The organism is Bradyrhizobium jicamae, assembly GCF_018130695.1.
In the GTDB taxonomy this organism is placed as follows: Bacteria; Pseudomonadota; Alphaproteobacteria; order Rhizobiales; family Xanthobacteraceae; genus Bradyrhizobium; species Bradyrhizobium jicamae_B.
In genome coordinates this window covers 38,231-59,752 of sequence record NZ_JAFCJX010000011.1, presented here as the reverse complement: position 1 = coordinate 59,752, position 21,522 = coordinate 38,231, and the positions used below count along the sequence as shown (strand labels likewise).

The following is a 21,522-nucleotide window of genomic DNA, read 5'->3' as shown; positions in this document are numbered from 1 at the left end:
CGGTCGTTTCTCGATCGCCAATTCCAATCTCCCAATCCATGGAATGAATGCATGCCGAGTTTTCACCACGGCGATGTCGAAATTGCCTATCTCGACGAAGGCGAGGGCGAGCCGATCGTGCTGGTGCACGGCTTTGCCTCCAGCAAGAACGTGAACTGGAATTATCCGGGCTGGATGTCGGAATTGACCAAGGCCGGCCGTCGGGCGATTGCGCTCGACAATCGCGGCCATGGCGAGTCCTCCAAGCTGTACGACTCCGCACAGTACGGCCTTGAGACCATGGCCGGCGACGTGTTCGCGCTGATGGATCATCTGTCGATCCCGCGCGCCGACGTGATGGGCTATTCGCTGGGATCGCGGATCACGGCGGTGATGGCGCTGAAGGATCCGGCGCGGCTGCGCTCGGCGATCCTCGGCGGCATCGGCATCGGCGGCATGATCGAGGGCACCGGCCCGGGCGAGATCGTCGCCGAAGCGCTGGAGGCCGCCTCGCTGGACGACGTCACCGATCCCGTCGGGCGCACCTTCCGTGCCTTTGCCGAGCAGACCCGCTCCGACCGCCGCGCGCTCGCCGCCTGCCTGCGCGGCTCGCGGCGGCTGATGACGCGCGAGGAGGCCTCGCGGATCGGTGTCGCGGTGCTGGTCGCGGCCGGCACCAAGGACGAGATCGCGGGCTCTGCAAAGGGGCTGGCCGATCTCGTTGCGGGGGCAAAAGTGCTCGACATCCCCAACCGCGACCACATGCGCGCGGTCGGCGACAAGGTTTACAAGACCGGCGTGCTCGACTTCCTGTCACGCCGCGCCTGAGTCACCTACCGCGTTCTTGCCAAAGCGCTTTGCCACCGCGATCAGCACCACGAAGGTCGCCACCCACGCGATCCGCGCGCCATAGCGGTTGTGTGGGCCGGAGATCACGCCGCAAATGACGGCGTTGCCGAGCAACGCCAGCGTGACGGTGCCGGCGAGCAGCGTGAGATCGTCCAGCCGCCGTTGCCAGAGGCCGCGGCCGAACAGGATCGCTACCAGCAGCATCGAGCCGAGTGCGACCGGCACGTGAATGTGGTTGATCGCGGTGAAGTCGAGCTGCCACTTCTGCTGATGCGCCGCGCGCATCGGCTTCAACTGGGCGGGGATATAGCGCTCGATGATCCCATAGGTGTGCGGAATCCAGCCATTGGTGCCTTCGCCGGTCGCGACATGCACGAGTTGTTGCGCGGTCGCTACCGCTGCTGCCTCCGCCTGCCAGCCTGGATAGGCCGCAAGCGAGCGGCGCACGATGTAACCCATCTCGTCGTTCATGCCGGCGAAGCGGCCGAGCGTGTTGAACATGCTCTTGCCCCACAAAAATTCGTCGGCAGTGGCCGGCAGCTCGTTGCGGTAGGGACAGAGCTTCAATTGCTCCTGCGCGCAGTGGTCGCGCAGATATTGCGTGACGATGCCATCCTGCAGCATGCGGCCGAAGGCGACGCCGGTGCCGCCCGGCGTCCAGGCGAACTGCCCCGACAGCGCGAAATTCGCCGACAGCAGCATGACCGCGCCCGTGGCAATGGTCAGGCTGCCCTGCGCGAGGCCCTTGGCCGGAATGCGTTTGCGCAACACCGGCCATAATATCCACCCGACGCAGCAGAGCCCGAACAGCACTCCCAGCGTCGCGCTGTGGGTTGCAGCGGCGAATGCGATGAAGGCGAACAGCGCGCAGGTCTCGATTTTGGAGATGCGCTCGCCATGCAGCACCAGGATCGCGAGCGCGAGCACGGCGAGACCGGCGAAGATGTCGGTCAGCAGCATGCTGGCAAGCCAGGGCAGGGCGGTGGCGAGCACCAGCGCCAGGCTGATCGCGACCAGCCGTCTCGGTTGCGCGAGATCAAGCACGCGCAACGTCAGTTGCAGGACCCACAGCGTGGCCAGCGCCTGAATGCCGAGGTTGAACCAGAAGCCCGAGTCTTCGCCGACATGCAGATAGATGCCGAACACCGTGGAGCGGCTCGGCACCAAATAGCCTTCATACCAGCGTGCCAGATAGCCGCCCGTGTCCCATTGCAGCAGCGGGTAGCCGTTCCAGAAGGCCGGCGCGAGCAGCAGCAAGGGAAGAGCGATGGCGGCGACCCAGACCGCGCGCGTATCGGTCGTGCGCGCACGTAAAATCTGCGTGTTGATGGCATATCCCCCCGTTTCCGGGACCATGCCCAAACGCGAGGTCAAGAGGAAATTCGTCATTAGTTGCACGGCCAGCGGCTTGATTTCGGCGAAATCTGGGCCACTTGCTCATGACGCCCATGGGGAGCCGTTCGGCTGGGGTTTACTGTACCGAGCCTTCCCGGGACGCGACCACTTCACCGTGCTATAACGCACCACCACAAATGCATTGAGAGCAGCCGAGGCGACAATCATGGCAGTTCATCAGGTCAATCCGCAGGGCGGCAAGGTTGCGACGCTCGATCCAATCTGGGATCGCGTGCGCACCGAGGCGGAGGACATCGTGCGCCGCGAGCCCGAGCTTGCGTCCTTCATCTATGCCACCGTGCTGCATCACGAGCGGCTGGAAGATTCCGTGGTCCATCGCATCGCTGAGCGGCTCGACCATGCTGCGCTGTCGGGCGATCTGATCCGCCAGACCTACAGCGAGGCGCTGCGCGACGAGCCCGATTTCGGCAACGCCTTCCGCGCCGATCTCGTCGCCGTCTATGACCGCGATCCCGCGACCTCGCGCTTCATCGATCCCTTGCTCTACTTCAAGGGCTTTCACGCGCTGCAGACGCATCGTCTCGCGCACTGGCTCTACCTGAAGGGCCGCAAGGATTTCGCGTTCTATCTGCAGAGCCGCTCGTCGGCGGTGTTCCAGACCGATATCAATCCGGCCGCCAGGATCGGCCGCGGCATCTTCCTCGACCACGCCACCGGCTTTGTCTGCGGCGAGACCGCCGTCATCGAGGATGACGTTTCGATTTTGCACGGAGTCACACTCGGCGGCACCGGCAAGGAGAACGAGGACCGTCACCCGAAGATTCGCCACGGCGTGCTGATCGGTGCCGGCGCCAAGATCCTCGGCAACATTGAGATCGGCCATTGCGCGCGCATTGCGGCCGGCTCGGTCGTGGTCAAGCCCGTGCCGCACAATGTCACGGTCGCCGGCGTGCCTGCCAAGATCGTCGGCGAAGCCGGCTGCGCGGAGCCGTCGCGCACCATGGACCAGATGCTCAACGCAATTGGAATTTGATTGCAGGTTTCAATCGCGAGCTTTGATTTTATTCGCGATTTGAGCCGTCAAAATTTGCGCAAGTTTGGGATCGCCGGGGCGCAAAAGCCTCTGGCGATCCCTGTCGTCTCGTCCTAAAACTCCCCGGAAAATCATCAACCCGATACCATCATCGATCCGATTGGAGACCGCCGTGGACGTTCAGGAAGTCAGGAAACTCGACGCTTATCTCAAGCGCGTATTTGGCAATCCCAAGCTCCGCGTGGTGCCGCGGCCGAAGAAGGACGATTCCGCCGAAGTCTATATCGGCGAGGAGTTCATCGGCGTGCTGTTCGTCGATGACGAGGACGATGATCGCTCGTTCCAGTTCCAGATGGCAATCCTGGAAGAAGATCTCAGCGAGTAAGCTGAGCGCGAGATGTGTAGGGTGGGCAAAGCGATAGCGTGCCCACCTTCGCGAGCACGCTGGTGATGGTGGGCACAGCGCTACGCGCCTTTGCCCACCCTACAAATCTCTACAAGAAATCACCCCTTCGAGCCGTGCAGTTGCTGCGCGAGGCGATCCATTGCGGTGGCCACGTCGCGCCATTGCGCGAGCCAGCTGCGGGGAAAGCGGAAGGTGAGGTCGGCGCCGTCGATGCGGCGTTCGCTGAGGCACATGCCGGGCGTGCTGGTGTCGCGCGTGCAGCGCGCGACCAGCGCGGGCTCGGTCGCGGTGTAAAGATCTTCGCCGGCGTAGGGTGTCCCGTTGCGGAATGCGCGGGCGGTCAAGCCATCGTCGGCGGTCGATGTCGGTTCGAGATAGCGCGGATAGATCGTGCTCGCGCGGGCCTCGGGCGCCAGCGCATCATGATGCGCCGAGATCGACAGGAAGATGCGGTCGATCGGCTGCACCTTGTCCTCGACGGTGTCGGCGCTGTAGTGCTTCGGCGCGGCGGGGGCTTCGAGCGAGGGATAGACGAAGCTGAGGTCGACGCGCTCCTGCGGCCCGGAATGGCGCTGGATTTTCATGCGCACCGCCGCGGGCTGCACGTTGAACAGCGTCGCGCCGACGCTGACGGGGAGCCGTGACGGATCGGCCGGCGACACCGTGCCGTAGGTCGGCCAAAGCAGATAGCCCACGAGCGTCACGGCGCCGGCGGTCAGCATGATGGCGACGGTGATCGGGAGCAGGTGGCCGCGCGGATTGCGGCGCGTGTCACGGGCAAGATGCTGGGCCGTCGAGAGAAGCGTCATGAACCATGCGTCGGTTGAAGGCGCGGGCGCCGAATCACCGGGCAATATGCCACGGAGCGGGCGATTTCCGTATGATTCCAAGGGAATCACCCAGGCGTGAGCCATGCATGTGCGGCGCAACGGGGCAGGCGGGTTAACCTTTTCTTAAGGATGTTGTAGCGGCCGGCCGGCCAATTTGCGATGTGGAACCCTCAGTTGATTGCGTAGCGGAAGTTCCATGTCGCCGGATGCGTTGAATTCCCTGTTCTCGCTTTGCATTGGCTTTGCGCTCGCGGGCGCGCTGGCCAGCGGTTACCAGGCCTGGGCCCAGCGTCCGGCCGGGTTCGGCCTGCTCGGCGAGGGCGTGGCGGCGACGACCTTTGCCGCCGTGCCGTTCCTGGTGTTCGCCGCGCCCTTCATCATCATGCGCAACACGCTGCGTGGCGCCAAGATCGAGCGTCGCCGCTTTGAATTCGTGATGATGGCGACCGTCATCGCCGGCTTCTGGAGCCTGATGTCCGGTACCTTCTTCCTGATGACGCTGCGCGCCGCAGGCCTGCTTACCTGAACAAGGCTTGCTCGCTTGAAACCTCGTTAGCGGCCGTGCCAAGGTCTTCCTAATCAAGGAGACTTTCATGGCGATCTACGAGCTCGACGGCCAGGCCCCCGATCTTCCCTCGGATGGAAATTTCTACATCGCCGACACCGCGGTCGTGATCGGCAAGGTGCGGCTGCATCCGCGGGCGAGCGTGTGGTTCGGCGCGGTGGTGCGCGGCGACAATGACTGGATCGAGATCGGCGAGGGCTCCAACGTCCAGGACAATTCGACGCTTCACGTCGATCCCGGCTTTCCCCTGACCATCGGCAAGGACGTCACGATCGGCCACAACGCGATCGTGCATGGCTGCACGCTGGAAGACAACGTGCTGATCGGCATGGGATCGATCGTGATGAACGGCGCGCGGATCCGGCGCGGCTGCGTCGTCGGCGCCGGCTCCGTGATCACCGAGGGCAAGGAGTTTCCGGAATTCTCGCTGATCATCGGCGCGCCGGCGCGGGTGATCCGCACGCTCGATGCCGCGCAGATCGAAACGATGTCGCGGCCGGCCAAGTCCTATGCGATCAAGGGCCCGCAATTCAAAACCGGCCTGAAGAAGATCGGCTGAGGCCGCTCACTTCGTCTTCTTCGTTGTGCCGCTCTTCTTCGTGCTGCGTTTGATGTTTGCGCGCGTTTGCTCGGGTGCCGCATTGAGCCGGGCGCTCTTGCGCAGTGCGTCCTTCAGGTCGATGGGCACGCCGTGTTTTTTCAACAGATCGGCGAACGCTTCGTCGGCCAGTTCCTGCAGCGTGCCCATGCGGTCGCGGCCGAGCTGCTTCAGCTTGTCGAAGGTGTCGTCGTCGAACTCAATCAGCTTGCGCAAGGCTGAATTGCTCCCGTTGCAGGCTCGGAACTGCGCCTTCGCCGAATCGTTGACCGGCAAAGGAGACTTCCGATGCGCAAATTATCGGTCACCTCAGCGCTTGCGACAATCGCGATTCTGTCATTTCCGATCGCCGCATCCGCCCAGGGCACGGGGAGCTCAGGCAGCAGTCCCTCGTCCAGCAGTCCTTCGAGCGGTCCATCGACAGGCATCAACACGTCGCCGCCCGGCACCAACAGCGCCGGCACCGCGCAATCCTCCGGGCTCAACAGGGGCGCGGGTGTGACGACCGGCGCGTCGGGTTCCGAAAGCACCGACAAGGCGATCGCGGACGAGAACAGGCTGATGGACCGGAAGGTGAAGGGCATCTGTCGCGGCTGCTAGGAAGCGGGTCCCTCGCGCCAAGCGCGCGATGACGGTTCCAATTCTCATCACGCTTTAGCCTTCGCCGTTTCAGTCGGTTTACCACCAGCAATCGTAATCACTGGCCACAACTGGCGGATGTCGCCTGGTCTTGGCACCATCGCGGCGGCCGTCCCGTAGTACTACCGATCCGCAACTTAAGGCGGCGCTAGGGCTGCGGCGTCTAGGCTCGGTCGTTTCGTCAGCCTGTGGTTACGTCGATGGAAAGTACATCCCTGAGCGCCGGTCCCGGCCATGCGTCCGGCCCCGGAGCGATCAAGAAGATCATTGCGCGCGCCATCACCGGGATGAGCGTCGCCGAGAAGAGCTACGCCATCATGGGCGGGCTGATCATCGTCACGGTCGTGCTGCTGGCGATGTCGATCCAGACGGTCCGCCTGCAATCCGGTTACCAGCATCTGCAGACGGCCTCAATGCAGGCCGGCGACAATGTCGGGCGCGTCAATGCGCTGATCTACGCCATCGTGATGGAATCGCGCGGTGTCTATATGTCGACCGAGCGCGCCAAGGCGAAGCAATTCGCGGAAGAATTGCTCAAGCGCAACCGCGAGCTGGCCGAGGTGATGAAGCAGTGGGGGACGGCGATCCGCGCCGACGACGCCGCGCAGTTCGAGGCCTTCAGGCAGCGGATCAACCGGTTCATCGAATTCCGCAAGGAGCTGGCCCGGCGTGGCATCGAGGTCAGCGCGGCCTCGGCGCGCGAATGGGGTGACAACGATGCCAATCGCACGCTGCGCAGCCAGCTCAACACCGATCTCGAGGCGCTGCAGCGGATCTACCGCGAGCGCGCCAGCGATGCGGCGGAGCTCGGCGACCAGGGCCGCTATGCGTCCTGGTACCTCTGCATCCTCGGCATCGGCGCCGCGCTGTTCGCCGTGCTCAACGTCATCCTGATGCGCTCGTCGGTGGTCGGCCCGCTGTCCGAGATCACGGCGGCGACCGCGCGCATTGCCGCCGGCGACACCGCCGGCACGATCCCGCATCTCGACACTCCGGACGAAATCGGCAAGCTGGCGCTGGCGGTCGAGGATTTCCGCAAGGCCGTCAGCCGCAATGCCGAGCTCGAGCAGCTCGGTATCTACACGGCCAGGGCGCGCGACGCGGCGATGGACGAGCGGGACAAGTTTTCCGACAAATATCAGGCCACCAAGTGGCAGCTGTCCGCGGCGATCAACACCATGCCGCAGGGCATCATCATGCTCGACGCCAGGATGGACGTGCTCGCGATCAATGACCGCTATCGCAAGCTCTACGATCTGCCCGCGACCATCGTGGCCGGCGCGTCGCTGGAGGCGATCCTGCAGCACCGTGTCAAGAGCGGATTGTTCATCGGCGACGTCGCCGCCTATCTCGCCGCGATCCAGGCGCGCATCGCCAAACGCGCGCCCGGTGCCGACGAGATCACGCTGAGCGACGGCCGCATCATTGGCATCACCGAGCAGGCGATGGACGGCGGCGGCTGGGTCGCGGTGCACGAGGATGTCACCGAGCAGCGGCTGAACGAGCGGGCGCTGAAGCGCACCGAGCAGTTCCTGGCCACCATCATCGAGAACATTCCCGAAGGCATCATCGCCAAGGATGCGCGCAATCTGCGTTACGTCTTCGTCAACCGCGCCGCCGAGCAGATGATCGGCATGTCGCGCGGCGAGATCATGGGCAAGACCGCGCGCGAATTGTTCTCTGCAGAGGCGGCCGACCTGATCGAGCGGCGCGACCGCCAATTGATGGAGCGCAAGCAGCAGCTCGAGGAGATCGTCGACACCATCGACAATCCCGTCCGCGGCCGGCGCACCATCGCGGTGCGGCGCCTGCAGATCGGCGGACCGGACGGCGAGTCCCAGCTGTTCGTCAGCATGGTCGAGGACCGCACCAGGCAGGCCGACGTCGCGGCCTGAGGATCCCAAGGCATTCGTTCATCCTGGCCGGTTGCCGCGCCATTGCCGCTTGCGGTCGCGCAGATGTGAGCGGCGCAAGACACCCGCGCCGGAAGAAGCCGTCCTAGATTGGGGTTGCACGCGCGGACGAGAGGATGCGTCCCGCACCGACACTGACAAGGAGGGTGAGGTGATGTTGCGGAAGATGACGATCGCCCTGATGGCGACGGCTGCGGTCGGCCTGCTTGGCGTCGATGCCGCGTCGGCGCGCGGCGGCTTTGGCGGACATGGCGGCGGTGGCTTCGGCGGCTTCCGTGGCGGGGGTGCGCCGGGCTTCCGCGCCGCTGGAATTGGCATGGGCGGCGCCGGCTTTCGCGCGGTTGCGGTCAGCCCCGGCATCGTCCGCGGCGGCACCTTGGCCGGCAACGCCTGGCGTGGCGGCTACTATCCGGGCTACCGCCACCGCGGTTTCCCGTTCGCGGCGGCCGTAGGGGTCGGCCTCGGCTATGCCGCGGGCTACGGCTATCCGTACGGATATTATGATGACGCCTATCCGTATTACGCCAATTACGGCTACGACGACGGCTATTACGGCAACGGCGGCTGCAGCATCGTTCGCCAGCAGGTGATGACGCCCTACGGCTGGCAGATTCGACCCGTGCAGATTTGCTACTGACCCCGCCCTCGAATGCATGACCGGCGAATGGCCTGAAGACGCCGGCCATTTCGGAACGTTTGTCGCGGCCTCGGTGTTTTCACTGCCGGGGCCGGCCATTGTGCGGCGTCCTGCTGGTACGCCGATTGCTTTGCAGGTCGGAAGTTGGCTGCGTTGATGGCGGTTAAGCGCGAGAGGGTCTGGATATGCTGACGATTCCTGCTTTGACCTTGCTGTTCATTTGCATCGTTTCCAGTCTGGCGACCGCGTTCGTGTGGATGCTCTGGGAGCTGGAGCCCAAGATCGCGAAGCTGCGGCGCGACCACGTTCACATCTTCCGAGATCGCATGCGCTGAAGAAAAGCGGCACGCGTCAGTCGTGGCTGAGCACGCCGTATTTCTTCAGCCAGCCCTGCATCTGCTTCCAGCCATCCTCGGCGGCGTCCTTGCGGTAGCTCGCGCGGTAGTCGGCATGGAAGCCGTGCGGGGCGCCGGGATAGATCTTGAACTCGGCGGTCTTCTTGTTCTCGGCGAGCGCCGCCTTCAGCGCCTCGACGGTTGAGACGGGAATGCCGGTGTCGGCTTCGCCGTAAAGACCGAGCACGGGTGCCTTCATGTCCGGCGCGAGCTGGGTCGGGCTCTTCGGCCAGAGCGGGTTCGGCGGATCGACCGGTGGGCCGTAAAAGGCGACGCCCGCCTTCAGTGCGGTGGAATGCGCCGCATATTCCCACACCGTGCGGCCGCCGCGGCAGAAGCCGATGATGCCGAGGCGGGCGGTGTCGCCACCTTGCGCCTTGGCCCAGGCGACCGTCGCGTCGAGATCGGAAAGCAATTCGGCGTCCGGCTTTGAATTCACGATCGGCAGCAGCTGCGCGATGTCGGTGATCTTGGTGAGGTCGGTGCCCTTGCGGAAGTAATAGTCCGGGGCAATCGCGAAGGCGCCGAGCTTGGCGAGCCGGCGCGTCACGTCCTTGATGTATTCGTGCAGGCCGAAGATCTCCATTGCCACCAGCACGACCGGCGGATTGCTGACGCCGGCGGGACGGGCGAAATAGCCGGGCATCTCTCCGTCGGCGACCTTGATCCTGGCGTCGCCCACCGCAAGTCCGGTGGTGTCGGTCGTGATCACGTCGGCCCGCACCGGGCCGGCGGCCAGCGTGTAGCCGGCAGCGACCGCGGCGGACACAGTCATGAAGCCGCGGCGGGACACCGGCGCGGCTTTGGTCAATCCCACCACGTCGGCGGTCAAAACAGGTTCAGCGCTCATCCATATTCCCCAGGACAACAAGGAGGCGCATTCAGCAAACAATGGGGCGGGGAGGCAAATCACCAGCGTGCGAGGTGGCTCATGGCTGCGGATCGGCGGGCTGGTGCAGAAAAAAAACAAGGCCGCCGACGTAGTATACCGTCAACGACCTTGCCAGCCCCGGACATTGAAATCGGCTCACGCCATCCGGTAGCCGTAACAATGCCCCGGATTCGCGCCGCGATATGTGAACCAGTTCACAAAGCGCAGACAAAAATCACGTTGACGTGCTTTGAGGCGCTCCGGGCTGGGTGCCCGCCGCCCGTCCGGCGGATGATCCGCCCTCGAACGCGGGGCCTTCGGGGCGCGACTGACCGTGAGGGTCAATCCGAGGCGGATCGTGGCAATGACAATGCTGTTTGTGCTGGCCGGGCTGCTGGCTGCCGGCTTTGCCGCAAGGCTGCTCTGGCGGCGCTTCCGCGCCCGCCGGCACGATCCGGTCGAGTATTTCGGCAGCTGGGACGGCTATGGCCTGCCGCTGCGCCTCGTCAAGCGAATCAGCAAGGAGGAGGCCGAGGCCCGCGCCGTCAGGGGCTCGGCCTATCTGGTCGGCTATTTCGATGCCGACAACCGTCTGGTCCGCGACGTCAAGATGCTGCGAGGCCAGGTGTTCTTCGAGCACCATTACAGCTACTACCCGAGCGGCCGGCTCAGGCACATGACCGTCACCAATGCGCGGGGCGAGGTGCTGGAGCGCGACTACACGGAGGCGGATTCGCCGACGTTCGTCTGGTAGCGGCCATAGCGTTTTCGAGCGAAGTGGATCCCGGTTCGCGTGAAGAAAACGCGTCAAAACAAAAAGCGGCCTAGCCGCGCGAGCGGTAGCGCTTGCGGTACGAGGTGCGCGTCGCCTTGGAGCGCTTGCGCGGGGTGGCCTCGGCGGACGGGTCATTGTCCTTGGCGCTCGCGAAGGACTGCCGCAGGCCTTCGACAGCCTCGGTGAGGGCTGCGACCTGGTCAGAGAGCTTCTTGGTGTCGCCCTGCTGCGAGGCGATCAGCCGGCGCATCGTCTGCAACTGGTCCTGTACCACCTGCAATTGATCGATCGATTCCTGCTGGGTGGCTTCGAGACCCTTGGTCTTCTCGACCAGCGCCTCCGACGCCTGCGCGGTGCGCACCTGCAGCTGGCGGGCGACTGCGGCGCGGTCCGTCTCCGGGGAATGACCGGTATAGAAGCGCCATCCGGCGATCGCACCGATGCCGAGCACCACGAGGATCAGCGCGACCGCCCCGATCGCGATCGGTTGCACGCCGAGACGGGCGCTGTCGGGGGAATTCCGGGGGGCGAGTTCGATCATACGACACCAAAACCGGACTTAAATTGAAAGGTTCCGAATAGCACAGCCGGGCACGCCCTCAAACCCGGGATTCACGCTTCCTTAAGGATTCACCCCTGATTCGCAGCAAAAGCGCGGCTTTTGCGCCAAAATGGGACGTTGCAGGGGATTCACCCGGCCGCACCCTGCAGGCGCATGGCGGTGCACGGACCGACCCGGGCGGGCATCAAGCTTAATGCCGGGATGTTGTTGCGAGGGCCAATGCGGGCGCTAGCCTTTCACCTGCCGGGCATCGATCGCGCCGCGATCTGTCCGTCGCCCGGCGTGACGACGTCGTTGTTCGAAGGGCCGCTTGTCATGCGCAGGATCGTGCCAGTTCTTCTCACAGCATGCGCCTGGCTGTGTCTGCTGTTGCTCGTCGCCGCCGGCCTCGCGCGGGCCAGCATCGGGACGAAGGAGCGCAAGGCGCCGCACGGCGCCCACGTCGCAGGTCCGAACAACGCGCCCTGAACCCTTTACTTCGACGGCGCCGCAGGCCCGCCGGTGGTCGGCGCGTCGCCGTCATCGACCTTGCCGTTGTTGGCAACGCATTTGTTGAAATAGGCCGTGATGTCGCGGACCGTCCCCTTGGTGCTGCCGGCCGCGGGATTAACAGCCGAACGCCGCGGGTACGCCGCATCCGCCATGATCTTGCACCTCTTGGCGAGCTCGGCGGTGATGGCACGCGACGGGCTGGTGAAGGCTGCACTCGCGCCGACGAGCACGGCAAGCAGCATGATGGCGCGGATGATCATGACTCGTCTCCTCAAGTCGTCGATGATCGCACGCGCGATGATCCATGCCACCAAAAAAGTTGCGGCCAGGCTTTGGGGGAAGCCTGGCCGCGCGCGAACCGGTCTGGGACGGGGAGGGGTGGGGATGTGACCGGGTCGCGGATTCCTTTGAAGTCGTTAGCGTGAGCTCGCAGTCGAGACGGCCGGGCGGTTGTCGCCGAGCGAGACCCACACATTCGGATCGCTCTGCGACTGCCGCTTGACGAAGCGGTAGCCGGTCTCCGTCCAGCCGACGACGTTCTCGTTCTGATTGTCGAGCACGTATTCTCCCTTGTCGGTCTTCACCGTCAGCACCGCGTGGCCTTCGCCCTTCTTGTCGCGGACGACCGTGATCAACAGCGCCTCGCGTGGCCAGCCGGCATCCATCAGCATCTTGCGCTTCAGGAGCACGTAGTCCTCGCAGTCGCCGTAGCCGTCTGATGGCAACGACCATTTCTCGATCACGCCCCAATGATCCATGTCGGTCAGGGGCTTCACTGTCTCGTTCACCCACTTGTTGACCCGCACCAGGTCGCGCCAAGCGGTCTGCGACATCACGATGTCGCGGGGTTGTGTCGCGCCGCCGCGGCATTCGCTGGCGTTGTCGGCGCAGAATTCGACCCAGCCAATCGGCGAGCGCGTGGTGTCGCCCAGGCTGGCATAGAGCGCGTCGCCGGCCTTCGCCGACACGCATGTAGCAAACAGGATGGCGGCAACCGCCAAGCCTTTCCCCTGTCCCCCGAAACCAAACATTGTGGCCCCCGTTTTTCTTGTTGGGACCACTTTTGCCACAAAGGTTTTGCACCGCCGCTAAGTCAGCAAAGTAGATTTGACGCGAATACTGGTAAAAAGCGCGGTGAATTCGATCTATACTTGATTCAAATTCGCGTAAAATTTGAAACAACTGCAATTGATTCAAATTTTATGCATTAACGCGCGAGGCGTTGTTCCATCGCGGTTTGTTGCTGCAAATGGCTGTGCCGTTAACCGCGGAAGGCGCGCGCCAAAAGCGGCAGAGGCGGCTTCCGCTGCACCGGACGCCGCCTCTTGAGGCCGAAAATCAGGGGTTTTTGCGCGTCTCGCGCTTTACCGCGCGGTAACGCTCTCTTCGAGCGTTTCAGCGGCCTGCTCGTGAACGAACTCGAGCGCGAAGCCTTCTTCGAGATTGCGCACCACGCGGGACTGCACGCGGCCGAGCATGACCAGCGATTTCAGCGGCGGACGGTTCTCGGCGGCGATCGCAGCGCCCGACAGAGACAGGTCGATGATGCGGCAGGTCATCCGCGTGCCGTCTTCCTGGGTGAGCAGGGCGATCGGATTGCGCGGCACGATACGATCGTGGCGGCGATCCTCGGGCAAGTTGAGGATGTCGCGGTTGGCGAGCCAGGTCAGCTGGGCGGCGAGCTTGTCGCGCTTGCGGGCGGTGGCGCCGACCGTCATGGCAAAGCCGTTGTCGATGATGCGGGTGATGCGGCCCTCGACGCGGCCGATATGGTCGAGATAGGCGATCACGCGGTCGCCGACATTGCCGATGCCGGGCGCCAGCAAAGCTAGCCCACCGGGCGACATATTGATGATCTGGCAGGGAAATTCGCGCCGGTCGGGCAGCATGTAGCGGCCGAGCAGGTGCACCTTGACGCGCTGGAAGCGGCGCCGCTCCTCAGCCTGGGGCACGACCGTAGTTTTCTTCTGTGCAAACGACATTACCGCAATCCGCCACCCGGCCTTTCGGCTCGAATAGACCCTACGGCTGACAGGGTTAACGATGCGTTAGCAAAGGGTGCAAGAAGTGTGTGCACGGCCTGCGGTTGAGCGACGCGGGAAGTTCCACCAGTTCACACCTTCCTGGCCCGGTGCTGCAGCGCGAGCAGCAGCGCCAGCAGGACCGCGGCCGAGAGACCAAGCGACCAGTGAATGCCGATGCCCGCGCCCACGACGCCAACCGTGATGCCGCTGAAAGCGCGCATGCCGAGGCCGGCCATATTATAGAGGCCGACGACGCGGCCGCGGATCTCGGCGGGCGCGTTCAGCTGCATCAGCGCCTGCGCCATGGTGTTGAACGACAATTCGAAGAATCCGGCGCAGAACAACAGCGCGATCGCGAACGGATAGACCCTGACGGAGGCGAAGGCGAGCAGCGAGGCGCTCCAGAGGATCGCAAGCCCGATCGCGGTGCGCGGCGTGCCCTTCAGCCGCCCCCATGATTCCAGCGCGATGCCGGCGAGCAGGGCGCCGGCCGCATCGGCGGCCAGCAGCACGCTGTAGGAGACGCCGGGATCGCCGTGCCCGAGATCGCCTGCAAAGCCCGGCATCTGGGCGTGGTAGGCGTTGCCGATCATGAAGGAGGTCAGCCCGGCGAGAACAGTCATCGAGGCGAGCACCGGCTTCAGGCCGATGGCGCGGATGGTCTGCATGACATCGGCGAAGCCGCGGACCGCGAAGCGGTGCGTCGCGACGGCCATGTCCTTGGCGGGCGCCCAGAACAGCCACAGCAGCATCGGCAGGTAGAACAGCGTGTTGAGGATGATGCCGTGCGAGGGAACGAGCGCCAGCATGATGACGCCGCCGACGGCCGGGCCGACCAGGATGCCGAGATAGCGCGCCATCGCGTTGAGCCGCACCGCACTCGGCAGGTCTGATGGCGCGACGAGATCATAAAGCAGCAGCTGGTTCGGCGTCTGCCACAGCACGCCGGCGCAGCCATGGATCACCAGGAGCCCCATCGCGTGCCACATCTGCAGCGTATCGGTGATGAAGAACACGCCCCATCCGGCGGACGCCACGATGAACAGCAGCATGCCGCACTGGATGATGCGGCGCGGATCGGTGCGGTCGGCAAGTCCGCCGACGGCGACGGAGAACAGCAGGAACGGCAGCCAGTGCGACAGCACCGCAAAGCCGCCCAGCGTCGGCGAATGGAATTTCTGGAACACCACCCAATAGCTGATCACGTGCTCGATGTTGTCGGCCATCATCGCCAGCACATAGGCGATGAACTGCGCGCGATACGGCACGGACTTCATGGCCGCAAACGAGCTCGATGCGACCACGGGTCGGGGAGGATGGGGGTTCAAGGGGGCACCTGAACAGGATTTTGCTGGCCTCGGCGAGGTCGCGGCGGCAAACAGGCTTTGCTTGGGCGGATACACGCTCACCACCGACCACTCAAGGCGTAGACCTCGGCGCTACGCGCATTGCAGCAGAGCGGTGACGTTGTCGTGATGATCCCTGCGCGCCTGACGGCTGCTTGGCATCGCAATGCGTCTCCCATACGCTGCCGTTAGCCCCACCATGATCAATCACAATAAGCGGGCAGCGAGGAACAGCCATGAACCAGATCCGCGTATGCACCTATGACGGCCCTGGCGCAAAACCCGTGATCCGCACCGTGCCGTGGCCGAAGGTCGGCCGGAAGGCGGCGCTGCTCAAGGTCGGCGCGTGCGGGGTCTGCGGCACCGATCTGCATATCCTGAAAGGACATTGGCCGAAGCCGCTGCCTTGGCCGTTCACGCTCGGCCACGAGATCGGCAGCGTGATCGTCGAATGCGGGCCAGAGTTCAGGGAAGACTTCATGAGCAAGCCGCTCACCGTCGGCTCGAAGGTGATGATCCCGCCCTTGATGCCGTGCGGCCAGTGCTACTACTGCATCCACTATCCGCTGACCGCCAACAAATGCCTGACGCCGGTCTATTACGGCCGCTATCTCGGCTTCGATAAACCACCTCATTTGTGGGGCGGCTGGGCCGAATATGTCTATGTCGATCTCGAAGAGCTGCCGGGCACCAAGATCTACAAGCTGCCTGACGACATGTCGCTGCGGTTAGGGGCGCTGTCGGAGCCGCTCACATCCTGCATCCGCGCCTTCAACCGCGCCACCCGCGCGGGTGGCTTCAGTTGGGGCGATACGGTGGTGATCCAGGGCTCCGGCCCGATCGGCATTCTCGCGGTCGCCGCCGCGCAGGAGATGGGCGCCGGGCGCGTGATCTGCGTCGGCGCGCCGGAAAATCCGCGGCTGGCGCTGGCGCGCAAATTCGGCGCGGAGGCGACCGTCGACATCGAGCAGCTGAAGACGCCGGAAGAACGCATCAAGGCAGTGCGCGACATCGTCGGCGGCTTCGGCGCCGATCTGGTGATGGATTGCTCGGGCCATCCGACCGCCGGTCCTGAAGGCATCGAGATGCTGCGCGACGGCGGCACCTATGTCGAGATGGGTCAGTTCACCGACGCCGGTTCGATCAACACGTCCTGGCATCGCATCTGCACCAAGGACCTCAACGTGCTCGGCTCCTGGGGCTTCACCGGAAATGATCTTCCGCTCGGCGTCGACATGCTCTACCGGACCCGCAACAAATATCCCTGGCTCGACACCCAGACGATCTATCCATTCACGGAGGAGGGCGTCGCGACTGCGGTCGCCGACGCAATGGCGATGCGGACGGTGAAGTCGACCATCGTGCCGTGGCCGGAATTGGTGAGTTGATCGCGTGACCAACGTTCCCGATGATCTCGCAGCCTTCCTGGTCGAGGCCAAGCGGCGCACCTACGCAGGTCTTGACGACGATGCGACCATCGCGGTGCCGCTGCTCGGCGGCTCCAGGCAGCTCGAGCATCGCGCGCCGCCGTATGCCTATCGCGACATCTATTTCGGAATGGGCTTTTTCGTCGGCCAGGAGACCGTGTCGAAGGACGACCGCGTCATCTGGTCGATGAGCTACAGCGGCGGCGCGCGGCCGGAGATCGCGGATCGATCACGGTTGCTGGCGATCTACGGATTCTTGCGGCAGGCGCTGCTCGCCGGCGACGTTGCCGCGCCGTATCGAGGCCCGCCTGTCCTCGCCGCCGACGGCATGACCTATCGCACCGATGTGGAAGGCACGATGGAGCGCTTCCATGGTGTCGAAACGATCTCGCAGAACGATGCTCTGCTATACGAGCTGCGCTACAGTGGTGGCCTGCTTCGGTGAGGGCATTCCTTCACTGCGCGCCGGCCAAGGCAATTTGAATGTGGAAGCGCCAGGCATGCCCGGACGATTTGCCCAACTTCTTCTCATCGCGGCCTTTAGCCTCGCCGCACCGCATGTCGAGGCGGCCGGGCTCCAGCTGTTCGAGATCCCGGCAGATGGTGGCTTGCCGCTCAAGGGCATCATATGGACGCCATGCGCGGCACCGGCGGCAGAGGCGGCTTTTGATGGCGGCATCGTCCTGTCAGGGGTGAAGGATTGTGCGATCGCCGGCAATCGATTGCCGCTCATCGTCGTCTCGCACGGACGACGCGCCTCATCGCTCAGCCACATCGACACTGCAACTGCTCTCGCAGACGCTGGCTTTGTGGTCGCCGCCATCAATCACCCCGGCGACACCTCTCAGGACTTCAGCCGGACGGATGAGTTTTCGGTGCTGGTCGAGCGACCGGCCGACATGAAGCGCCTGACCGACTTCATGCTCGGCACCTGGAAGGATGCGGCGGTGCTCGATCCCCGGCGGGTCGGCCTGTTCGGGTTTTCGCGCGGCGCCTACACCGGGCTGATGGTGATCGGCGGCAACCCCGACTACGGCGTGATGGTGCCGCTTTGCCAACAGGCGGCAGCCGTGGCGGCGAAATGCCTGGCGATCCGCGAGGGACGGATGCCGACCGCGCCGCCGGTTCACGATCCGCGCGTCAAGGCCGCCATTCTGGCGGATCCGCCGTTGGTCGAAGGCCTCTTCAATCGCGAGGGCGTGGCCGGCGTGACGATCCCGCTGCTATTGTGGCGCTCGGAGTTCGGCGGTGACGGTGCGACGCCCAACACGATCGACGCTCTGGAGAAGCTGCTTCCCGTCAGGCCCGACTATCGCACGGCGTCCAATTCGCAGCACTTCTCCTTCATCGCGCCATGCCCGCCAGCATTTGCGAAAGCGGCACCGGCCTTGTGCACGGATCCGCCGGGCTTCGACCGTGTGGCCTTCCACAGGGAGCTCAACGACGCAGCCGTTGCATTTTTCCGCAAGCACCTTGGAACGACGCCTTGAGAGGAACTGACGATGCGAACCGAGTTCGAGACCATCGCGCTGTCGCGTCCCGACCAGCACATCCTGCTCGTCACGCTGAACCGGCCTACCGCATCGAATGCGCTCAACACGCAGATGGGCCTCGATCTCATGGAGCTGTTCGAAGGCTTCTCGATCGATCTGCAGGATCTGCGCGCGATCATCGTGACCGGCAGCGGCGACAAGGCGTTTTGCGCCGGCGGCGATCTGAAGGAGCGGAATGGCATGACTGATGCCGCCTGGCAGGCGCAGCATGTCATCTTCGAGCGGATGCTGCGGGCGATATTGGGCTGCCCGATCCCGGTGATAGCGGCAGTCAACGGCGCGGCCTATGGCGGCGGTTGTGAGATCGCTGCTGCTGCAGATTTTATCTACGCGTCGAACACTGCGCGGTTTGCGCTGACCGAGGTGACGCTCGGCATCATGCCCGGCGCCGGCGGCACGCAGAATCTCGCGCGCGCCGTCGGCGAGCGCCGGGCCAAGGAGCTGATCCTGTCGGGACTGCCGTTCACCGCGGCAGAAGGAGAGGTGTGGGGGCTCGTCAATCTCGTCACCGAGCCTGCTGAACTCCTCGAAGCAACCTTCGGCATCGCACGCCGCATTGCGGGCAACGGTCCGCTCGCGACGCGGCAAGCCAAACAGTCCATCCATCGCGGCCTGCAGATGTCGCTGCCGGATGGTCTCGCCTTCGAGATCGAGGCCTATAATCGCCTGGTGCCGACGGAAGACCGGCGCGAGGGCGTCCGTGCCTTCAATGAGAAGCGCAAGCCGGTGTTTCGCGGCACCTGACGCGGCACCGCTACCGGGCGTCACTTTGTCGCGTATATCCGAAGCGTTCCGTGGCCGGCTGCCGCGTTGCAACACGTACCGGCGGCGGTTGCGCTTTATATGAATTGCTATCGCAATATCGATTGAAAGATAACGGTCAGCATTGCTGACCGTTCGACGCGCAGTGAATCGCGTCATCACCTCTCCATGATTGGCCGTCATCAATTCCGTGCTACGCTATGGGAGCGGGCAGGGCTGTGCACCGAAAACCAGGCTGGCAATCGCTCATCCGCGATCTCTCTCCCGTCAGTCTGCACGCGCGACAAGAACGAGAAGCATACGCAAGTGCAGGCGCCGCTCGCGTCCGGCATCGACAAAAAAACATCATCAGGAGGACATGCTCATGAAGAGGCAGTGGCGTTTCAGCTTCCTTGCTGCAGCGGCGGTCGCGGCACTCGGCACCTCGTCTGCGTTGGCTCAGACTGTCGACACGGCGCGGATCGAGGCCGGCGGACAGAACGACTGGCTGACCTATCACGGCTCGTACAAATCCTATCACTACTCTCCGCTGGCCCAGATCAACGCGAGCAATGTCGGGAACCTCAGCGTCGCCTGGATGCACATTCCCGGACGCTCGACGCGCGGCCTGCAGTCGACGCCGCTGGTCGCCGACGGCGTGCTCTATTACACCGGTTCCTATAGCCGCACCTTTGCGCTGAATGGCGCGACCGGCGAGGTGATCTGGTCCTACTTCCCTGAGCTCGATGAAGCCCTGATCGCGCGGCAGACCCACTCGCCCTACAATCGCGGCGCCGCGATCGGCGAAGGCAAGGTCTATGTCGGCACCATGGACGGGCGGCTTATTGCGCTCGACATGAAGAGCGGCAAGGTGATGTGGGAAACCAAGCTGATCGATTCCCAGAAACTGACCGTCGGCTTCACCGGCGCGCCGCTCTACGCCAAGGGCACGGTGGTGATCGGCTCGCAGGGCGGCGAATGGCCGGGCCGCGGACCGATCTTCGGGGTCGACGCGACGACAGGCAAGAAGAAGTGGGAATTCCTCACCGTCGCCGGCACCGACGAGGCGATGAAGACCTGGGGTAACGACTCCTGGCGCACCGGCGGTGGCGGCGGCTGGATGCCCGGCACCTTCGACAGCGAGACCAATACGATCCTGTGGGGCACGGCCAACCCGGCGCCGCTCTACGACTGGTCGGGCGCCGACTACAAGACGCAAGGCGCGCGTCCCGGCGACAATCTCTACACCACCTCGGTGATCGCACTCGATATCGAGACCGGCAAGCTGAAATCCTACCACCAGGAGCTGCCGCATGACGCCTGGGACTTCGACAGCGCGGTCGGCGAGTTCCTGATGCTGGAGCGCGACGGGCAGAAGCTCGTGGTGCATCCGAACAAGAGCGGCTTCGTGTTCGTCTATGACCGCGGCCTTGCGGTGAAGAACGTCTGGCGGCTCGTGGAGAACATCAACTTCGTCAAGGATATCAATCCCAAGACCGGCGAGCTGATCGGCCGCCGCGACTTCACGGCGGGCAAGGTCGAGTCACCGCCGCTGTGCCCCTATATCGGCGGCGGCATCAGCTGGAACGGCGGGTCCTACAACCCGAAGACCGGTCTCTATTACAAGATCGGCCAGGAATGGTGCATGACGCTCGAGGTGCAGAAGACCACGCCGGTCGTCGCCCCGCAGGTCCAGCTCAACATCGGCGCCGACTTCAAGATCGCGCCGCCGCCCGGCGGCGAGATCTACGGTCACCTCGACGCGCGTGATCCCATCACCGGCGCGAAGAAGTGGGAGGTTCGCTTCCCCGAGCCGCCGATCGCAAGCGTGCTGTCGACGGCCGGCAATCTCGTGTTCGTGCCCGACGCTCGCGGGGTCGTGCATGCCTACGACGCCGAAAGCGGTACCGAGCTGTGGAACCACAACAACGGCACCGGACACCAGGGTGGCATCATCAGCTACTCCGTCGGCGGCAAGCAGTATATCGCGATGACCGCAGGCTTCGGCGGCATGCTGTCGGACGATTACGCCGCGACCTTCGGCGGCGTCTACAAGAGCATGCCGCGGGACGACGGCGCGCTGATCGTCTACAGCCTGAAATAGGCCGTTTCTTGAAATATCGGGGAGCGGTGTCGTGCCGCTCCCCGATGCGTTGCGATGTGCTTCGAACAAACCCGCAGGTCTGATGTTGAGCAGTATGCGATCGAATTGGAAATTGGTGGCTCTGCCATCGTTGATGCTCGTTGTCTCCCTTGCAGTGCCGGCCTTCGCAGCCGATGACGGACCGGGCGAAGCCGGGCAGCTGTTCGCGACGACCTGCGGCTGGTGCCACTCCGATGGCGGGCGCATGGCAGGGAAGGGCCCGCAGCTGATGGACAGCAAGCGGGACGATGACTTCCTGCGCAATCGCATCAAGACCGGCAAGCAGGGCGCGATGCCGGCCTTCGGCGGCGCTTTCAGCGATGTGCAGATCGACGGACTCGTCAAATACATCCGCGCCCTCAAGCCGCACGAGGGTTGAGCCAGGCAA

General features: G+C 64.2%; 26 protein-coding genes. 17 read left to right on the top strand and 9 right to left on the bottom strand.

The window, feature by feature from the left end; translation table 11 throughout:
* Positions 1-51: 51 nt before the first annotated feature.
* Positions 52-807: an alpha/beta fold hydrolase gene (locus JQ604_RS17460; protein ID WP_212358781.1), complete on the top strand. Its 756-nt coding sequence runs from the start codon at positions 52-54 to the stop codon at positions 805-807.
* Here the strand turns inward: JQ604_RS17460 and JQ604_RS17455 are convergent.
* The gene (locus JQ604_RS17455) at positions 793-2,184 is read right to left on the bottom strand and encodes a hypothetical protein (protein ID WP_212359247.1); all 1,392 of its coding nucleotides are present in this window, start codon (positions 2,182-2,184) and stop codon (positions 793-795) included. The genes JQ604_RS17460 and JQ604_RS17455 overlap by 15 nt on opposite strands.
* 205 nt (positions 2,185-2,389) lie before the next feature.
* Between JQ604_RS17455 and cysE the strand changes: the two genes are divergently transcribed.
* Positions 2,390-3,217 carry a serine O-acetyltransferase gene (gene cysE / locus JQ604_RS17450; RefSeq protein ID WP_212358779.1) on the top strand — a complete coding sequence of 276 codons (828 nt, stop codon included), beginning with the start codon at positions 2,390-2,392 and terminating at the stop codon, positions 3,215-3,217.
* Between the two features lie 172 nt (positions 3,218-3,389).
* A complete protein-coding gene (locus tag JQ604_RS17445) occupies positions 3,390-3,602 on the top strand; it encodes a DUF3126 family protein (protein ID WP_212358776.1) in 213 nt (70 codons plus the stop codon).
* Positions 3,603-3,721: 119 nt separating this feature from the next.
* Here the strand turns inward: JQ604_RS17445 and JQ604_RS17440 are convergent, their stop codons facing one another.
* A complete protein-coding gene (locus JQ604_RS17440; RefSeq protein WP_212358774.1) occupies positions 3,722-4,432 on the bottom strand; it encodes a hypothetical protein in 711 nt (236 codons plus the stop codon).
* A 217-nt stretch (positions 4,433-4,649) separates the two neighbouring features.
* On the opposite strand from JQ604_RS17440, the gene JQ604_RS17435 reads away from it, so the two are divergent.
* Together JQ604_RS17435 and JQ604_RS17430 are read left to right on the top strand one after the other, a co-directional pair.
* Positions 4,650-4,979 carry a DUF6949 family protein gene (locus tag JQ604_RS17435; RefSeq protein ID WP_212358771.1) on the top strand — a complete coding sequence of 110 codons (330 nt, stop codon included), beginning with the start codon at positions 4,650-4,652 and terminating at the stop codon, positions 4,977-4,979.
* A gap of 67 nt (positions 4,980-5,046) precedes the next feature.
* Positions 5,047-5,577, top strand: coding sequence for a gamma carbonic anhydrase family protein (locus tag JQ604_RS17430; RefSeq protein WP_212358768.1), 531 nt, complete (start codon positions 5,047-5,049; stop codon positions 5,575-5,577).
* 6 nt (positions 5,578-5,583) lie between these two features.
* On the opposite strand, the gene JQ604_RS17425 is transcribed toward JQ604_RS17430, so the two are convergent.
* Positions 5,584-5,832, bottom strand: a complete 249-nt coding sequence (locus JQ604_RS17425; RefSeq protein WP_212359245.1) for a hypothetical protein — start codon at positions 5,830-5,832, stop codon at positions 5,584-5,586.
* 72 nt (positions 5,833-5,904) lie between these two features.
* On the opposite strand from JQ604_RS17425, the gene JQ604_RS17420 reads away from it, so the two are divergent.
* The 4 genes from JQ604_RS17420 to JQ604_RS17405 all read left to right on the top strand — a co-directional run bounded on the left by JQ604_RS17420 (position 5,905) and on the right by JQ604_RS17405 (position 9,140).
* Positions 5,905-6,216, top strand: a complete 312-nt coding sequence (locus JQ604_RS17420; protein ID WP_212359277.1) for a hypothetical protein — start codon at positions 5,905-5,907, stop codon at positions 6,214-6,216.
* Between the two features lie 239 nt (positions 6,217-6,455).
* Positions 6,456-8,150: a PAS-domain containing protein gene (locus JQ604_RS17415; protein WP_212358766.1), complete on the top strand. Its 1,695-nt coding sequence runs from the start codon at positions 6,456-6,458 to the stop codon at positions 8,148-8,150.
* Positions 8,151-8,322: 172 nt separating this feature from the next.
* On the top strand, positions 8,323-8,805 hold the full coding sequence (locus tag JQ604_RS17410; protein WP_212358757.1) for a hypothetical protein: 483 nt from the start codon (positions 8,323-8,325) through the stop codon (positions 8,803-8,805).
* 185 nt (positions 8,806-8,990) lie between these two features.
* Positions 8,991-9,140: a hypothetical protein gene (locus JQ604_RS17405; protein ID WP_212358754.1), complete on the top strand. Its 150-nt coding sequence runs from the start codon at positions 8,991-8,993 to the stop codon at positions 9,138-9,140.
* A 16-nt stretch (positions 9,141-9,156) separates the two neighbouring features.
* Here the strand turns inward: JQ604_RS17405 and JQ604_RS17400 are convergent, their stop codons facing one another.
* Entirely contained in the window at positions 9,157-9,975 is an 819-nt protein-coding gene (locus JQ604_RS17400; protein WP_433996257.1) for a dienelactone hydrolase family protein, read from the bottom strand.
* A 460-nt stretch (positions 9,976-10,435) separates the two neighbouring features.
* On the opposite strand from JQ604_RS17400, the gene JQ604_RS17395 reads away from it, so the two are divergent.
* Positions 10,436-10,825 (top strand): DUF6156 family protein, encoded by a 390-nt coding sequence (locus JQ604_RS17395; protein ID WP_212358749.1) that lies wholly within the window; start codon positions 10,436-10,438, stop codon positions 10,823-10,825.
* 70 nt (positions 10,826-10,895) lie between these two features.
* On the opposite strand, the gene JQ604_RS17390 is transcribed toward JQ604_RS17395, so the two are convergent.
* Positions 10,896-11,387 (bottom strand): uroporphyrinogen-III C-methyltransferase, encoded by a 492-nt coding sequence (locus tag JQ604_RS17390; RefSeq protein ID WP_212358746.1) that lies wholly within the window; start codon positions 11,385-11,387, stop codon positions 10,896-10,898.
* A 240-nt stretch (positions 11,388-11,627) separates the two neighbouring features.
* On the opposite strand from JQ604_RS17390, the gene JQ604_RS17385 reads away from it, so the two are divergent.
* Positions 11,628-11,876 carry a hypothetical protein gene (locus tag JQ604_RS17385; protein ID WP_212358739.1) on the top strand — a complete coding sequence of 83 codons (249 nt, stop codon included), beginning with the start codon at positions 11,628-11,630 and terminating at the stop codon, positions 11,874-11,876.
* 5 nt (positions 11,877-11,881) lie between these two features.
* Here the strand turns inward: JQ604_RS17385 and JQ604_RS17380 are convergent, their stop codons facing one another.
* The 4 genes from JQ604_RS17380 to JQ604_RS17365 form a co-directional block, all read right to left on the bottom strand.
* Positions 11,882-12,160, bottom strand: coding sequence for a hypothetical protein (locus JQ604_RS17380; RefSeq protein WP_249158317.1), 279 nt, complete (start codon positions 12,158-12,160; stop codon positions 11,882-11,884).
* 156 nt (positions 12,161-12,316) lie between these two features.
* Positions 12,317-12,931 (bottom strand): transglutaminase-like cysteine peptidase, encoded by a 615-nt coding sequence (locus JQ604_RS17375; RefSeq protein ID WP_212358737.1) that lies wholly within the window; start codon positions 12,929-12,931, stop codon positions 12,317-12,319.
* A 333-nt stretch (positions 12,932-13,264) separates the two neighbouring features.
* Positions 13,265-13,882, bottom strand: a complete 618-nt coding sequence (locus tag JQ604_RS17370; RefSeq protein ID WP_212358735.1) for a PilZ domain-containing protein — start codon at positions 13,880-13,882, stop codon at positions 13,265-13,267.
* Between the two features lie 131 nt (positions 13,883-14,013).
* Positions 14,014-15,252, bottom strand: coding sequence for an MFS transporter (locus JQ604_RS17365; protein ID WP_283818002.1), 1,239 nt, complete (start codon positions 15,250-15,252; stop codon positions 14,014-14,016).
* A gap of 254 nt (positions 15,253-15,506) precedes the next feature.
* Between JQ604_RS17365 and JQ604_RS17360 the strand changes: the two genes are divergently transcribed.
* The 6 genes from JQ604_RS17360 to JQ604_RS17335 all read left to right on the top strand — a co-directional run bounded on the left by JQ604_RS17360 (position 15,507) and on the right by JQ604_RS17335 (position 21,513).
* Positions 15,507-16,658 carry a zinc-binding dehydrogenase gene (locus tag JQ604_RS17360; protein ID WP_212358732.1) on the top strand — a complete coding sequence of 384 codons (1,152 nt, stop codon included), beginning with the start codon at positions 15,507-15,509 and terminating at the stop codon, positions 16,656-16,658.
* A gap of 4 nt (positions 16,659-16,662) precedes the next feature.
* Positions 16,663-17,142, top strand: a complete 480-nt coding sequence (locus JQ604_RS17355) for a DUF5680 domain-containing protein (protein ID WP_212358729.1) — start codon at positions 16,663-16,665, stop codon at positions 17,140-17,142.
* A gap of 55 nt (positions 17,143-17,197) precedes the next feature.
* On the top strand, positions 17,198-18,187 hold the full coding sequence (locus JQ604_RS17350) for an alpha/beta hydrolase family protein (protein WP_212358728.1): 990 nt from the start codon (positions 17,198-17,200) through the stop codon (positions 18,185-18,187).
* A 12-nt stretch (positions 18,188-18,199) separates the two neighbouring features.
* Positions 18,200-18,994: an enoyl-CoA hydratase/isomerase family protein gene (locus JQ604_RS17345; protein ID WP_212358726.1), complete on the top strand. Its 795-nt coding sequence runs from the start codon at positions 18,200-18,202 to the stop codon at positions 18,992-18,994.
* Positions 18,995-19,376: 382 nt separating this feature from the next.
* Complete coding sequence (locus JQ604_RS17340; protein ID WP_212358724.1) at positions 19,377-21,095, top strand: pyrroloquinoline quinone-dependent dehydrogenase; 1,719 nt, start codon at positions 19,377-19,379, stop codon at positions 21,093-21,095.
* 31 nt (positions 21,096-21,126) lie between these two features.
* Positions 21,127-21,513: a c-type cytochrome gene (locus tag JQ604_RS17335; RefSeq protein WP_349631112.1), complete on the top strand. Its 387-nt coding sequence runs from the start codon at positions 21,127-21,129 to the stop codon at positions 21,511-21,513.
* Positions 21,514-21,522: the final 9 nt, after the last annotated feature.